Raw genomic sequence first — 14,135 nt, forward strand, 5'->3', positions numbered from 1 at the left:
CTGCGTTGAGGAATCCCGATGAAATCGTTCTGGTTGCTGACCGGGGCCACCGCGGTGTCCACGGCCGGAAATACTTTTCTCTATCTGGCCGTTCCCTGGGCCCTCGTCGAGTCGACACAGTCGAGTCTGCTGGCCGTCCTGAGCCTTGCCGCCCAGACCGCTCCCTATCTGGCGGCACCGTTCCTCGGTGCGGCCATCGACCGGTACGACCGCCGCTTCCTCTTCGCCGCGGGCGAGGTGATCCAGGGCGTGTGCGTGGCCCTGATCCCGCTGCTCCTTGCCATGAAGGCGATCGCGCCGGTGTTCGTGGCGCTGTTCGTCATGGGCCTCGCCAAGGTCGTCTCCGACGTGGCGGGCGACTACGGGCTGCTACCTGCCCTGGTCCCGCGTGACCGCCTGGACCAGGCGTCGAGCTGGTTCAATTCCATCCAGCTGACGGCCCGGTTCGCCGGCCCCGCCCTGGCCGGTGCCGTCATCGCCGGCGTCGGCCCAGGCTGGGCCCTGGCGATCGACGCCGCCACCTTCCTGCTCACCAGCCTGACCGTCGTCTTCATGCCCAAGTCGGCACCCGCCACTACCCGGACGGCGCTGACCGCGATGCTTCACGAGGGCATCACGTACTTCCGCTCGCGATCCGACCTCCAGCGGCTGACCCTTGCCGTCGCGCTGTACAACCTCGGTGCTGGAGCATTGGAACCCACCCTGCTCACTGTCGGCGCCGCCCAGTGGCGCTGGTCTTCCTCCGCCCTGGGCGTCGCGGTGTCCTGCGGTGCAGTGGCTGCCGCCGTGGGCGCCTGGCTGAGCCCCAAAGTGCTGGCCCCTGACCGCCGACACCACCGGATCGCCCTCTGGCTCGGGGTGGCCGCCCTCGGCTCCATCGCCCTGCTCATCAGCGCGCCCCTGGCCGTGGTCGTCGCGTTTTGCGTGCTGTGCCTCGGCGAGGGCGGTGTCAATGCCACGACGATGGCTTACCGGCAGGCCGAGATCCCCAGCGAACTGGCCGGCCGGGTGAACGCGGTGATCCGTACCTTTATGACCGGCGCTGTCCCCGTCTCCGCGCTCCTGCTGGGCCTCACGGCCAACCTCACCGGTTCGCTCCGGATCTTCTTCCCGGTCACCGTGACCGCACTGCTCGGGGTGCTCGTCTGGACAGTCCGGAGCGGCGCCCCTCGTCCTGTCCCCGTACCCGCCGAACTCGCCATGGCCGAGGAAAGGTCCGTGTGATGAAGAACGTCCTGTTGATCAACTCAGGCCGGGAGAACGCGGCCCGAGCGCTCCAACAGCGTGAGGACATAAATCTCTCCGTCATCACCATGCCGGAGTACGCGCACTACTACTCTCCCGGCGTGGACGTCGAGGTGATCGACACCGTCGAGGACCTCACCCAGGTCCGGCTCGCTGCCCTGCGTATCAGGGCCCGCAACCCGTTCGACTACGTGGTGGCCCCTTCCGAGTGGAGCATTCAGGCCGGCGGCTACATCCGTTCGTACTTCGGCCTGCCAGGCACCGGCTACGCGGTGTCGAACGCCTTCTCCAACAAGTTCGTGATGAAACAGGAACTGGCTGCCGCGGGGCTGTCGGTGGCGAACTTCCGGCGACTTGACGCCTTCGGCGACGCGCCGGCCGCCGGGGACGATCTCGGCTGGCCGATCGTAGTCAAGCGGGCCTTCGGCGGCGGCTCGGAGGACGTCTTCGTGGTCCGCGACGCGGACCACGCCCTGGCGCTGGCCGGCGACGACAGCACGGCGAATCTGCGCGCGGGCGCCTACCCCCTGATGGCCGAGGAACTGATCGACATCGAGACCGAGTTCCACTGCGACGGCATCGTCGTGGACGGGGAGGTCCGATTCGCCCCGGTATCCCGTTACTTCGCGCCCGTACTGCGCAGCGTGGGCGGCGTCATCGGCTCGTACACCCTGCCCGATGACCACCCGGACGCCGAGATCATCACCGCCCTCCACGAGCGGGTCGTCGCCGCGCTGGGCCTCACCGACGGGGTGACCCACCTCGAGGTCCTCAAGTGTTCCCGGGGCTATCTGATCGGCGAGATCGCCTGCCGTACCGGCGGCGGCGGGATCACTCCCCAGCTGGAGCACCAGTACGGCGTGGACCAGCTGAGTGCGTTGCTGGAGCTGTCCATGGGGGGCATGGTCGACGTCAAGCAGCCGCCCCGCACGGACCACATGATCCAGTACATGCTTCCGCGTCCGCTCGGCACGGTCACCGAGGTCACTCCGGTCCGGGAGTTGCTCGCGGTGCCGGGTGTGGTCCATGCCGAGGTCAAGATCAAGGCCGGTGATGTCTTCCACGGGCCGCTCGACTCATCCGTCTACGCCGGCATTGTGGTGATGCGCGCCGCAGACGAGGACCAGGTGGCCCAGCGGGTGACGGAGATCGGCCGAAGGTTCCGCGTGACGGTGGCCGAGGGCACCGACGCCCAGCCCGTCCTGGCGACCGTCGGCTACGACAGGGTCGGGTGACCGCGATGGAGATCGTCGACGAACACGGGCTGTCCGTCGCCCTGATCACTCCGGCGGACCTGGACACCCGGCCCTGGCGCAACAGCGGCCCGCACATCGACGTGGTTCGGCTCCCCGAACCGCCGGTTGAGTGCTGGGACGAGCTGACGGCGGCGGGATTTGTTCGCAAGCCGGAGCTGCTGTGCTGGAAGGCCGAGCTCGGCGCCGACGAGGCGGAGTTCCTGTCCCGTCTGGAGAACAAGTCGCGTCAGGACGTACGGCGGGCCCGGATGCGGGCGGAGAGCGCGCTGCGGTTCACGGTCCAGGACACGATGGCGCCCGAGATCCTGGACCCCTTCCTCGCGCTCTACCTGGAGCGGGTCCAGGAGATGGCCTTCGGCGTCCCTATCGCCGTACGGCAGCGCAACCGCCTTCTCGGCGGCGCAGAGAAGTACTTCGCTGTCTATGCCCACGAGGGTGACGAACTGGTCGGCGGCTGCGTGGTACGGGAATGCCCGGACGAGGACGCCGTACGCATCAGGTTCTCGGCTGTGACGGAACAGTGGCGGCGGTCCAGCCTCGCCCGCACGCTCTACTTCGCCGCGATGCGCACAGCCCGAGAGAAGGGCTACCGGTGGGTGACCCTGGGCGACGAGCCGAACCTGTACGGGCATCTCACGAAGGCCGGGCTCTTCTCGTTCAAGGTGAGCATGGGATTCCGCTGTGTGCCGTCCCAGGACTTCCACGACCCCGAGGGCCGCGATCTGGCGGATCTGGTCCTGAACCTGACGAACTTGAGCGGTCCTTGCCTGATTCTCGGCTACGCGACCGACTCCGCCGAGGACCGGATGCTGCACGCCGAACTGTTCACCGACGAACCTGCCGGCACGGACCCGAGGAAGTACACCGCGCCGTTCCTGACAGGCGTCGAGGTGCGGACGCCCGGACAGTAGGCAGCGCGAAAGGGCCGTCGGGCCCAGGCCTCGTCGTGCGGGGCCTGGGGCCGACGGCCCCTTCATGCTGCCCGGCCGCTCAAGCGCCCGTGGTGGGCTTGTCCGTGTGCTCCAGCGCCTCGGCCAGGAGACGCCAGATCTCCGCAGCCAGATCCATGTTGGAGGCACGGCGGGCGTCCTCGCCCAACTGCTTGAGCCGGGCGAGCCCGTGCTCCTGGTCTCCCTCGCCGATCAGCAGCAGGCTGTCGAGGGCGCGCAGCCGGATCTGGTCCCGGTAGGTCAGCATCAACTGGTCCAGGTCCAGCTGGTCGAGGAAGCCCCGGGCCGCGACGCGATCCCCCTCGGCGAAGGCGAGGTGCGCCTGCAACGTCAGCAACTCCTGCTCCTGGACGGGCGTGCCGACGAGCGACAGCGCCGTGCCGGCCTCGGCGAGGTATTTGCGGGCCGGTTCGGTGAGGGCGGGCCGGGACTGCAGCGAGAGCGAGGCCGCGGCCAGCCGCAGCCGCGCCCACAGTGTGAGGTCGTCCCGGCTGTCGAGCACCTCCATGGCCTGCCCCAGGTAGCCCCGTGCGGCATCGTCGTCCCCGAGTCTGGAGTGGACCGTGGCCGCCGACCAGAGTGCCTCGGCGCGCCGGGTGTTGTCCGGGACGTCCGCCACGAGTTCGAGCAATTCCTGCACATGCGCGCGGGCATCCGGAAGCCGGCCGGCTTCCGCCTCGGTCGCGACCAGGACCAGCAGCGCGCTCCCGGTGTCGACCGTGGACAGCTGCGCTTCCCTGGCCTCCAGGTAGGTGCGCGTGGCCAGTTCCAGCGCCCGGGCGGTCTCGCCCGACGCCCTGAGGCACCGGGCGAACCACGTCCTGGACCGGCACTGGAGCGCAGGCAGTCCGAGCTCGTCGGCGAGCTCGGACAGCTGTTCCAGGGCGGCGAGTTCCTCGCTGCGCTCACCGCGCCGATGCCGGTACTCGACGATGAGCCACAGGGCCTGCCAGCGCAGCAGGGGATCCTCGTCGCTCGCCTCGTCGAGCGCGGCGATGAGGTCCTCAGCGGCGGCATCGTTGTCGGTCGTGGCCGCCATGCTCAGGGCCTGGGTGAGAAATCCCCTGGTCGGCGTGGTGTCAAAAGCGGAGCGGTCCACGCCCAACTGCTTGGCCAGGTAGCTGATCACCCGCTCGGTCGGCTGGCGTGCACCGGACTCGAGACGGGACAGGTACCCCGTGGAGATCTCGTCGCCCGCCAGAGCTACCTGGGAGAGCCCCTGCTGCTGCCTGAGGAACCTGAGGCGTGCCCCGAAGGACGACTTGGATGTCATACGAATCCCGCAATCTTTCCGGGCGGGACACGTCGCGCCCCACCATGACTTCGCCACGCCCCCTCGTGGCATCGGAGATGTCAACATAATGCCACGAAGGAGGCAGCATTGGGCACCACCTAGCCTGGAAGAGTTGGCAATTTTTGGCAACGCTACTTGCCAAGCTTCACGGGACCGCCATAGGTTTACGGCGGTCAAGCCAGGCAACAACCGTTGCTTGGCCGCGCCAGCCACGTCAGTGTCCGGGCCCTATTGGAGATCCCATGCCTAAGCAGCTGCTGCTCTTCTCTGCCGCAATCCTGTCCTCTGCTCTGACCGCCCTGGCCATCGGAGTGAACTCCGACATCGACTGGCCGGCCCCCCGGCCGGTCGTCGCCACGGCGCCGGCGGGAGACATCGACTGGCCCTGACCTGACTCCTCCCCGAGTGACCACCCCCTCTTGCGCCACCGGCCTCGCCAGGCCGCGGGTCAAGAGGTGTTGGTCGTTCGGCCGTGACGCGCATCCGGCCGGGGCACCGTCTCCCGCCCTTCACACAGGAGGGATCGTGAAAGCTGGGCGCGTGGGTCTTGAACACCAGAGGCCGCCGCGAAAGGGTCACGGGCAGCATGCCGCGCTCGCAGAACGGGAGTTGAGAGGATGTGTGGAGGATCTGACCAGTGGCAACCGCACTGGGCCGTGATGATGCCAGGGACACATGGAGGGCGGACGTCGTGAAATGGAGCGGGGAAGACCTGGCCCGTGATGCTGTCCGGAGTGAGGGCCAAGGCCTTACGGCCGCACAGGTGACAGAAAAGCTCGCGGAAGCAGCCGTGCGGGTGCGGGAGAACCGGGAGCAGCCGCCTGCGCCGACCGGTCAAAGCCCGTACACGACGAATCCGGAAGACTTTGTGGCGCTGTGGGAGGCCAAGCGCGCCGAGTGGGCTCGGATCGCTGCCTTGCTGGAGACTTCCGGCCGGGAAGCGTACGACCCGGACCGGGACGACGACGGAACCACCTGGGCGCGTGAGCGGGAAACCCGGCGGCAGGCCCGCCTGGACAAATACGCCGCCTGGTTGAAGGAACATCAGGAGGAGCAGGACGGACTGCGGACGCAGGTGTACCTGCCTGAGAACGTCAGCCGCCGACTGCAGGCCATCGCTTCCGGCGTCCGGCTCTCCCCTGAGCAGGTTCTTGCCAAGCTCGCCCGACATGCCGAACTACTTGAGGACGGCACCCTGACGGTTGCCCCCTTCTCCCCGTCCTGACCGCTTCCTGGCATCAACACGTTCTCCGCCTACGAGTGAGCCACCCCGGGGCGACTGCATGCGGGTCCTCGAGGACCAACTCCTGGTCGACGGCTACGACACTGCGGATCGTTGAGACGGCGACCGCCCCGGCATTGCGCCTGCCGACGGCAACGCACCGGGTGATGGACTGGGTTCCCGGGCTCGCCACCGACCCCGCCTGCGGAAGCGAGTTCTCCGCGCCCTGTCACGGTGCAGCCGAACAACAGACCGTGGCATCCGTCTACGGGCGGACCCGACAGCTGGCAGTGCGCAGCGTCGACCGAGCCTGCCGGGTCGGTTGGCGGGGATGGTGAACTCGACCCACAGGGGGTAGTGGTCGGAAATGTGCCAGGACAGTTCGGTCAGCGTGCGGTTTCTCCGAAGGGCGCCGACGAAGTCGGCCTGTCCGTCGGCGGCGGCGTCCAGCGTCAGGACGGGACGGTGCTGCTGGCCCTTGGTGAACCAGGCGATCTGGTCGTAGAAGTGGGCGGCGTCCAGCTTTTCGAAGATGGTCCGACGAAGACCTGTCAGTTGCGCTGCTGGGGCCAGGCCGGTGGAGGTGAACGCCTCGAACAGGGCCAAGCGGGCGTTCCACCGTCAGGTTCACGCGCCCCCCGCCGGCCTCACACCGAGAACTCGCGTATCACGGTGTTGCGGAACACCGCGCTGCCGCCGATCGTGAACAGCGCGAGCCGGGTGTCCAGCAGGTACGGGAACACCTGGCTGGTGTGCACGTAGCGGCCGTCGTCGACGAACATCTCCACGGACGTGCGGTCCACCAGGATGCGCAGCTTCACCGTGCCGGCGGACGGGTCGAACGGGGTGTGGCTCTCCTGCCACTTGCCGGACGTGTCGGCGTTCACCGTGTTGCGTCGGTTGAGGAAGGCGTAGTCGGCGTAGATCCCGGCGTCGATGTGCCGACCGCCGTCCGGGGAGCGCCTCAGCTGGAGGCCGGCGCCGGTGAGCCGGGACCAGGCGATCTCGGTCGTCACCTCGTAGGAGATGCCGGTGTAGTCGAGCAGCTTCGTGCCGTCCACGGTCACGTCGCCCAGGTTCACCGTGCGGGAGACATGCGAGTCGAGGCCGGCGACGGGCCGGGAGGCGAGGTAGCAGGTGCCGTCGGACGCCTTCTCGAGGGTGACCTCGCGGACGACGGAGTCGGTGCCGTTGAAGCCGTCGCAGTCGATGGTCGGGGTGGTGTTGGCGTAGTCCCAGTCGTTCACCCAGCCGATCGCGTACCGGGCAGCGTCGTCCACCGCCCCGCTCGCGTCCCGCTTCTCGAAGGTGACGGCGGCGTACCAGTCCCAGCCGTGGTCGAGCCACTGCGGGTCGCTCGCGTCGGCGGTGAACGCGCTGCCGTCGAAGGAACCCGTCCAGTACGCGTACGTGTTGGGCAGCCCCGCGCCCTTGCCGTTGGCGCTCGCGCCGAGCACCCACTTGACGGTGCCGTCACCGGCGGTGATGCGGAACAGGTCGGGGCACTCCAGGACGCCGATGCCGTCGTGGACGAAACCGTCCGCGTACGTCCAGGACTTGAGGTCGTCGGAGTGGTAGAAGCCGATCTTGTCGTTCTCCGCGAGGGCCATCACCCAGCGGTCCCGGTCCTCGTCGCGGATCACCTTGGGGTCGCGGAAGTCCGCGACGCCCGGGTTGGGCAGGACGGGGTCGGTCCCGTAGTTGCCGAAGGTGCGGCCGCCGTCTGTCGAGTAGTACAGGAACTGCTCCTGATGGTCGGTGCCGCCGCCGGGGGACATGGTGACGATGACGACGACCGCGCCCGCGCCGAATCCGGCCGTGTTGCCGGTGTCGACCACCGCCGAACCCGACCAGAGATCGCCGTTGGGCGTGGTGTCCTTGGGCACGGCGACCCCGCGGTCGGTGAAGGAGACCAGGTCCTCGGTGGTGGCCAGGCGCCACGCGGTGCCCACGACGCCGGTGAAGTAGTCCGCGTTGTAGAGGTAGTAGTAGTGGTACTCGCCGTCGATCCAGACGGGCCGCTGCGGGTCGTTCTTCCACTGGTCGGGAACCGTGAAGTGGTACGCGGCACGGTAACTCGCGCCGCTCACCGCGGCCTTGGCCTTGTTCTTGCCCTTCTCCTTGTCCTCTTCCCTGTCCTTGTCCTTTTCGGCGGACAGCAGTGCGGCGGCGGTGCCCGCCGCCGATCCCGCGAACAGCGCTCTCCTGGAAATCCCTGACGTTCCGGGCATGACGCATCGTTCCTCTCGTGGCGGCTCGTGAGGGCCCATGGCGGCTCGTGCGAACGAGGACTGTAGACCTAACTTGTAGACCTAACTCGTTAAAGGTCAAGCGTTCCCGACCCTTGACACTCCTGTTGCGCGGTTCCCATCATCTGGAGCATCGACCCTGATCTAACACGAGTTAGGCCCATTGGATGACTGACTCGCACCTCCCCCGCCGCACCCTGCTGCGGTACGGCGCCTACGGGGCGGGAGCGGCCGCCCTGGCCGCGACCGCCGCGAGCTGGGACCGGCTCACCGGAGCGGACATACCCGGCCGCGACGACGGCTCCCTCGTCGTCGCCACCCTCGGTTCCGCCTTCGACCCGGCCACCGTCGACGCCCTCGCCAAGGGCTTCCACCGTCTCCACCCCGACATCCCGCTGCGGGTGAACGCGGTGCAGGCCGTCGACTGGTCGGATTTCTTCGCGAAGATCCTCACCCAGATCGCCGCGGGCAGCGCGCCCGACCTGGTGTACGTGGCCACCGAGGGCGTGCAGTTGTTCGCCCGGCGGCTCGGCGTGCCGCTGGACCGCTGGGTGCGGCGGGACGCGGCGGAGCTGCGCGAGTACTTCGCCGACGTCCACCCCTCGCTGGTGGAGTCGATGATGTACGAGGGGAACCTCTACCAGCTGCCGATGGAGTTCAACGCCGCCGACATGTACCTCAACAAGCAGGTACTCGAGCGGGCGGGCGCGGGTTTCCCGGCGGCCGACTGGAGCCGCGACGACTTCACCGCGCTGCTGCGGGAGATGAAGCGGGCCGGCGACGCGCACTTCACGCCGTACTTCTGGACCAACAGGCTGTGGGGCGGCGTGGTGCCCTGGCTCTTCGCGAACGACACGAACCTGCTGGCGGAGTCCAAGGCGCCGGGCGGCTCCTGGCTGTGGGACACCTTCTACCCGGCCGCCGACCGGCAGGGACGCGGCGGGGGCTTTCGCTGGACGACCCCGCAGGCCACCGCCGACCGGGTCGAGGAGGCGTACGACTATCTCGCCTCCCTCGTCCAGGAAGACCTGTGCACCCGGCCCGAGGGCGGCAACGGCAGCAATCTGGTCGGCGTGTTCTCCACCGGCCGCGTCGGCGTCACACCGGCGGGCGGCTTCTGGGCGGGCGGCCTGCATCTGGCCGGCATGCGGGCCGCCGACTACGACGTGCAGTACTTCCCGCGCTGGCGTACCCAGCGGCACCAGTTCGGCGCGGCGGGCTACGCGCTGCTGCGCACCTCGAAGAAGCAGGAAGCCGCCTGGGAGTTCATCAAGTACGCCGCCCGCAAGGACACCATGACCCGGCTGTTCCGCGGCAACCAGACCACCCCGGCCCGGCGCTCGATGCTGAACGCCGCCCGCTACGCCGCGAGCGGCCCGGCGCACTGGCAGGTCTTCTACGACACCCTCGACCGGTTCCCCGGCACCGGCCCGATCCCCGCGCCGCCGCAGGTCGCCGAGGTGACCGACGTCCTGCTCAAGTACACCGGCACCGCGCTGGCCTCGCCGCGCGCGGTGCGCCCCGCGCTGCGCCGGATGCAGGGCGACCTGGAGCAGGCCATGGAGCGTGAGATATGACGAACACCCAGGTCCCGAACCCCCAGGTCCCGAACTCCCAGGTCCCGCCCGTACGTTCGCGGCCCGCCGCCCCACACGCCGTCGCCGTGCGGCCGTCCGTCCGCGACCGCGGCGCCAGGCTGCTGGCCGCGCTGTTCCTCGCTCCCACGGTCGTCGGCATCGTCGTCTTCACGGTCGTGCCGATCATCGGGTCCGTCGTGCTGAGTCTGTTCCACTGGAACGTGATCGACCCGCCCCGTTTCGCCGGCGGCGCCAACTACCGCACGACCTTCACGGACTCGACCGTCCTGGTCTCCTTCCGCAACACGCTCCTCTTCATGGTCTTCGCGGTCGCGCTGCAACTGCTGATCGCGCTGGTGCTGGCGCTCGCGCTGAACGGGCGGATGCCGGTCTGGCTGCGGTCGGTGTTCCGTTCGGCGTTCTTCTTTCCGCTGGTGCTGTCCGCCGCGTCGATCTCGGTGGTGATGAAGTACCTGTTCAACCAGGACTTCGGGGTGGTGAACTGGCTGATCGGCCTGGTCGGCGTCGCGCCCGTGCCGTGGCTGACCTCGGAGCACGCGGCGATGGCCACGGTGATCCTGGTCTACGTCTGGCAGCAGTTCGGCTTCTCGTTCCTGCTGTTCGTCGGCGGCCTGAACAACATCCCCAAGGAGATCCACGAGGCCGCCGCCCTCGACGGCGCGACCGGCCTGCGCAAGCACCTCGGCATCACGCTGCCGCTGCTGTCGCCGACGCTGCTCGTCGCGTCGGTGGTCGGCATCATCAACGCCCTCCAGGTCTTCGAACAGCCCTACGTCCTCACCGACGGCGGCCCCGGTGATGCCACCCGCACCGTGGTGATGGTGATCTACGAGAGGGCCTTCGAGCAGCTCGACTTCGGCGAGGCATCCGCGGTGGGCGTGCTGCTCTTCGTGCTGATCATGGCGGTCACCGCCGTCCAGTTCCGGCTCAGCCGGCGTTTCGTCCACTACCAGTGAGCCGGTGAGCCGCATGAGCCAAGCAACCCCGACCCTGAGCCGCGTACGTCACTCACTCGCCCCCTGGGCCCGGATCGCCGGACTGACCGTGTGCGCCCTGCTGACGCTGGGCCCGGTCATCTGGACCGTCGCCACATCGCTGCGCACTCCGGCCCAGTCCTTCGACCTGCCCCCGCAGATCATCCCGACGCACCCGACGACCGCGGCCTACCGTGGGGTCTTCCAGCAGATCGACGTGTGGCTGCTGGCCCTGAACTCCACGCTGGTGACGGCGCTGATCGCGCTCGGCCAGATGCTCACCGCGGGCCTGGCCGGATACGCCTTCGCGCGCCTGGAGTTCCGCCTCAGGAAGCCGCTGTTCGGCCTGGTCCTCGCGACCATGATGGTGCCGTTGCAGGTCACCATCGTGCCGGTGTTCCTGGTGCTGAAGTCGATGCACCTCACCGACACGCTCCTCGGCCTGATCATCCCGGCCTTCCCGACCGCCTTCGGCACCTTCCTGATGCGCCAGTACTTCCTCGGTATGCCGAAGGACCTGGGCGAGGCGGCCATGCTGGACGGCGCGGGGCCCTGGCGGATCTTCCGCTCGGTGTACGCGCCACTGGCCACACCCGGCCTGGCGATCGTCGGCGTGCTGGCCTTCAACTACCACTGGAACGAATTCTTCCGCCCGCTGATCCTGGAGACCTCCAGCCAGAACCACACGCTTCCGCTGGGCCTGGTCTCCCTGCAGGGCAACCTCGGCACCGGGTCGATCTCGGTGGTCCTGGCCGGGGTCGTGCTGTCGATGCTCCCCGCCCTCGCCGTGTTCGTCGTCGGCCAGCGCCCGCTGCGCGAGGGCATCACCTCTGCGGGAGTCAGCCGGTGAGCCACGACCCCCACGCCCCCCGGTTCCGGGTCCGTCCGCCCGCGGGCTGGATCAACGACCCCAACGGCCCGTTCCGCTGGCGCGGCCGCCGGCACCTCTTCTACCAGTACAACCCGGGCGCACCGGTCCACACCGACATCCACTGGGGCCACGCCTCCAGCCGCGACCTCGTCCACTGGGAGCACCACCCGGTCGCCCTCGCGCCGACACCCGGCGGCCCGGACGAGGCCGGCTGCTGGTCGGGCTGCGTGGTCGACGACGCCGGCACACCGACCGCCGTGTACACGGGAATCGACCGTCACCACACCGGTCTCGGCACCATCTGCCTGGCGCGGGCGGCGGACCCGGGCGACGAGCGGCTGACCGGGTGGAAGCCGCTGCCGACGCCCGTGGTGGCCGGACCGCCGCCGGGACTGGACGTGGTGATGTTCCGCGACCCGTTCGTCTTCCGCCACGCGGACCGGCGCTGGGCCCTCGTCGGGGCCGGGCACGCCGACGGCACGCCGACGGTCCTGCTCTACGACTGCGACGACCTGGCCGACTGGCGGTTCGCCGGTGTGCTGCTGGACGGCAGGGACCCGGTGGCCGCCGGCGTGTTCGGCGACAAGGCGGTGGGCTGGGAGTGCCCCCAGCTGTACGCGACAGCTGGCGGCGACCACGTACTTCTGGTCTCCCTGTGGGACGGGGACCCCTGCTCGACCGGCTACCTGACCGGCCGTCTGCAGGCCGACGGCCGACGCGGGTTGCGTTTTGTGCCACGTGCGGGCGGCCGGCTCGACCAGGGACGGGACTTCTACGCTCCCGCCGTGCTCCAGGAACCGGACCGCGCGCTGCTGTGGGGCTGGTCGTGGGAGGCCCGCCCGCAGGACGAGGTGCACCGGGCGGGATGGGCGGGCGTACTCACCGCGCCACGGGTCGTCGACGTGCACCCCGACGGTTCGCTGCGCGTCCGTCCGGCCCCGGAGCTCGACCTGCTCCGCCCGGCCGAGCCGTTCGTCAGCGCGCCGGGCCGGGTTCCGCTTCCGGAGACGTACGACCTGACGGTCACCGCATGCGGACCGACCACGGTGAGCCTGCTCCGGGACGCGTCGGGCCGGGAGCTGACCGTCCGGGCGGACCCCGCCGGCGGAACCGTCCTCCTCGACCGCAGCGCCTGGCCCCGCACCGGCAGGGAAGGCTCCGCCCCGATCACCGTGCACGTGCCGAAGGCGCCGGAACTCGCGCTCCGGCTGCTCGTCGACGGCTCGCTCCTCGAACTCTTCGTCGCGGAACGGGCGATGGTCACCGAGCGCGTCTACCGGCGCCCGGGCGACATCGCGGAGCTGACGGTCGACGGGCCGGGTGCCCGGGTCACCGGGTGGGCGCCGGAGCCACGGAGGCGCGGCTGACCACAGGGCAGGCCAGGCGCCGAATGGTCTTCGGCGGCGTCCGGCCGGTGTCGATGGCGTCCAGGAGCAGCCGGGCCGCCGCCTCGCCCATCGCCCGGTGCGGCAGCGCGACCGAGGTGAGGGGCGGGGTGAGGAACGCGGCCATGTGCTCCTGGTCGTCGTAACCGACCACCGACAGATCGGCGGGGACGTCGATCCCGAGCCGGGTCGCGGCGTGCAGGACACCTGCCGCGACCCGGTCGTTGTAGCACAGGACGCCGGTGGGGCGGCGGTCCGGTCCGACCCCGTCGAACAGGCGCAGCGCCCCCGCGTATCCCGCGGAGATCTCCCCGCCGCCGCGCACGATCCACTTCTCGGGCACGGTGACGCCCTCGGCGCGCAGCGCGTCCCGGAAGCCGCGGGTGCGTTCGGCCGAGGCGATGTCGTCCAGGCCGCCGATCACGGCGAGCCGGCGGTGGCCCGCGTCGAGCAGGAGCCGGGCCGCGGTACGGCCGCCGGCGCGCTCGGCGGGGACCACGGCGGGCAGGGAGTCGTCTTCGGGCAGGCAGTTGGCCAGCACGGAGTGGGTGCGGTGCAGGCCCTCGGGGACCCGCACCCGGCGCAGTGACATGGCCGCGTAGATGATGCCGTCCACGCGCCTGTCGAGGAGTTCCGCGACGGCGGCGTCCTCCTTGGCCGGGTCGCCGCCGGAGTCGACGGTGAGCACGAGGTGTTCGCTGTCCCAGGCCGTCTCCATGGCCCCGCGCAACAGCCGGCCGGCGAACGGCGAGGACGCGATCTCGTCGGTGACCAGCCCGATCACGGCCGTACGGCGGCGGCGCAGTCCGCGGGCGACGGGATCGGGGCGGTACCCCAGCTGTGCGGCGGCCTGCCGGATGCGTTCCTGGGTGGCGGGTGACAGGTTGCCCTCGGCCCGGCCGTTGAACACGAAGGACACCGCGGTGTGCGACACACCGGCGAGCCGGGCGACGTCCCGGGACGTGGGGCGCCCGGTGCCCGTGCTCCTGCTGTCCTCGGCACCGCCCACGCCGTCCGCCGCCCTCGCCCCGCCCGTCCCTGTCGATCACCGTCCACCCTATCCGCGGGGAACGCCACGGCACACGGGAGGA

At 69.8% G+C, this 14,135-nt stretch carries 12 protein-coding genes; 9 read left to right on the forward strand and 3 right to left on the reverse strand.

Annotated features, from left to right (window positions below; genetic code table 11):
• Nucleotides 1–18 precede the first annotated feature (18 nt).
• From ACZ4UV_RS04330 to ACZ4UV_RS04340, 3 genes are read left to right on the forward strand one after another with little or no spacing between them, the layout of a single operon-like run.
• Nucleotides 19–1,224: an MFS transporter gene (locus ACZ4UV_RS04330; RefSeq protein WP_451015894.1), complete on the forward strand. Its 1,206-nt coding sequence runs from the start codon at nucleotides 19–21 to the stop codon at nucleotides 1,222–1,224.
• Entirely contained in the window at nucleotides 1,224–2,480 is a 1,257-nt protein-coding gene (locus ACZ4UV_RS04335) for an ATP-grasp domain-containing protein (protein ID WP_451015893.1), read from the forward strand. The genes ACZ4UV_RS04330 and ACZ4UV_RS04335 overlap by 1 nt, the downstream gene beginning before the upstream one ends.
• Before the next feature lie 5 nt (nucleotides 2,481–2,485).
• The gene (locus ACZ4UV_RS04340) at nucleotides 2,486–3,412 is read left to right on the forward strand and encodes a GNAT family N-acetyltransferase (RefSeq protein ID WP_451015912.1); all 927 of its coding nucleotides are present in this window, start codon (nucleotides 2,486–2,488) and stop codon (nucleotides 3,410–3,412) included.
• Nucleotides 3,413–3,491: 79 nt separating this feature from the next.
• Here ACZ4UV_RS04340 and ACZ4UV_RS04345 read toward each other — a convergent pair whose 3' ends face one another.
• Nucleotides 3,492–4,724, reverse strand: coding sequence for a helix-turn-helix domain-containing protein (locus ACZ4UV_RS04345; RefSeq protein ID WP_390040416.1), 1,233 nt, complete (start codon nucleotides 4,722–4,724; stop codon nucleotides 3,492–3,494).
• A gap of 263 nt (nucleotides 4,725–4,987) precedes the next feature.
• Between ACZ4UV_RS04345 and ACZ4UV_RS04350 the strand changes: the two genes are divergently transcribed.
• Nucleotides 4,988–5,134, forward strand: coding sequence for a hypothetical protein (locus tag ACZ4UV_RS04350; RefSeq protein WP_451015892.1), 147 nt, complete (start codon nucleotides 4,988–4,990; stop codon nucleotides 5,132–5,134).
• Nucleotides 5,135–5,508: 374 nt separating this feature from the next.
• Complete coding sequence (locus ACZ4UV_RS04355; protein ID WP_467835759.1) at nucleotides 5,509–5,970, forward strand: hypothetical protein; 462 nt, start codon at nucleotides 5,509–5,511, stop codon at nucleotides 5,968–5,970.
• 644 nt (nucleotides 5,971–6,614) lie between these two features.
• Here the strand turns inward: ACZ4UV_RS04355 and ACZ4UV_RS04360 are convergent.
• A complete protein-coding gene (locus ACZ4UV_RS04360) occupies nucleotides 6,615–8,198 on the reverse strand; it encodes a glycoside hydrolase family 32 protein (protein ID WP_467835761.1) in 1,584 nt (527 codons plus the stop codon).
• 185 nt (nucleotides 8,199–8,383) lie between these two features.
• Here ACZ4UV_RS04360 and ACZ4UV_RS04365 point away from each other — a divergent pair, with 185 nt between their 5' ends.
• From ACZ4UV_RS04365 to ACZ4UV_RS04380, 4 genes are read left to right on the forward strand one after another with little or no spacing between them, the layout of a single operon-like run.
• Entirely contained in the window at nucleotides 8,384–9,793 is a 1,410-nt protein-coding gene (locus tag ACZ4UV_RS04365; RefSeq protein ID WP_451015889.1) for an extracellular solute-binding protein, read from the forward strand.
• Complete coding sequence (locus ACZ4UV_RS04370; RefSeq protein ID WP_451015888.1) at nucleotides 9,790–10,770, forward strand: carbohydrate ABC transporter permease; 981 nt, start codon at nucleotides 9,790–9,792, stop codon at nucleotides 10,768–10,770. Before ACZ4UV_RS04365 ends, ACZ4UV_RS04370 begins: the two co-directional genes overlap by 4 nt.
• 13 nt (nucleotides 10,771–10,783) lie before the next feature.
• A complete protein-coding gene (locus ACZ4UV_RS04375; RefSeq protein WP_467835762.1) occupies nucleotides 10,784–11,638 on the forward strand; it encodes a carbohydrate ABC transporter permease in 855 nt (284 codons plus the stop codon).
• On the forward strand, nucleotides 11,635–13,026 hold the full coding sequence (locus ACZ4UV_RS04380) for a glycoside hydrolase family 32 protein (RefSeq protein WP_467835764.1): 1,392 nt from the start codon (nucleotides 11,635–11,637) through the stop codon (nucleotides 13,024–13,026). Before ACZ4UV_RS04375 ends, ACZ4UV_RS04380 begins: the two co-directional genes overlap by 4 nt.
• On the opposite strand, the gene ACZ4UV_RS04385 is transcribed toward ACZ4UV_RS04380, so the two are convergent.
• The gene (locus tag ACZ4UV_RS04385; RefSeq protein WP_451015885.1) at nucleotides 12,989–14,053 is read right to left on the reverse strand and encodes a LacI family DNA-binding transcriptional regulator; all 1,065 of its coding nucleotides are present in this window, start codon (nucleotides 14,051–14,053) and stop codon (nucleotides 12,989–12,991) included. The two genes, ACZ4UV_RS04380 and ACZ4UV_RS04385, sit on opposite strands and share 38 nt — an antisense overlap.
• Between the last annotated feature and the right edge of the window lie 82 nt (nucleotides 14,054–14,135).

The organism is Streptomyces sp. NPDC028289 (assembly GCF_055565975.1).

Bases quoted from the DNA above. Each gene is read 5' to 3' on its own strand.
- ACZ4UV_RS04330 (WP_451015894.1), top strand. From the start codon at position 19: ATGAAATCGTTCTGGTTGCTGACCGGGGCCACCGCGGTGTCCACGGCC.
- ACZ4UV_RS04335 (WP_451015893.1), top strand. From the start codon at position 1,224: ATGAAGAACGTCCTGTTGATCAACTCAGGCCGGGAGAACGCGGCCCGA.
- ACZ4UV_RS04340 (WP_451015912.1), top strand. From the start codon at position 2,486: ATGGAGATCGTCGACGAACACGGGCTGTCCGTCGCCCTGATCACTCCG.
- ACZ4UV_RS04345 (WP_390040416.1), bottom strand. From the start codon at position 4,724: ATGACATCCAAGTCGTCCTTCGGGGCACGCCTCAGGTTCCTCAGGCAG.
- ACZ4UV_RS04350 (WP_451015892.1), top strand. From the start codon at position 4,988: ATGCCTAAGCAGCTGCTGCTCTTCTCTGCCGCAATCCTGTCCTCTGCT.
- ACZ4UV_RS04360 (WP_467835761.1), bottom strand. From the start codon at position 8,198: ATGCCCGGAACGTCAGGGATTTCCAGGAGAGCGCTGTTCGCGGGATCG.
- ACZ4UV_RS04365 (WP_451015889.1), top strand. From the start codon at position 8,384: ATGACTGACTCGCACCTCCCCCGCCGCACCCTGCTGCGGTACGGCGCC.
- ACZ4UV_RS04370 (WP_451015888.1), top strand. From the start codon at position 9,790: ATGACGAACACCCAGGTCCCGAACCCCCAGGTCCCGAACTCCCAGGTC.
- ACZ4UV_RS04375 (WP_467835762.1), top strand. From the start codon at position 10,784: ATGAGCCAAGCAACCCCGACCCTGAGCCGCGTACGTCACTCACTCGCC.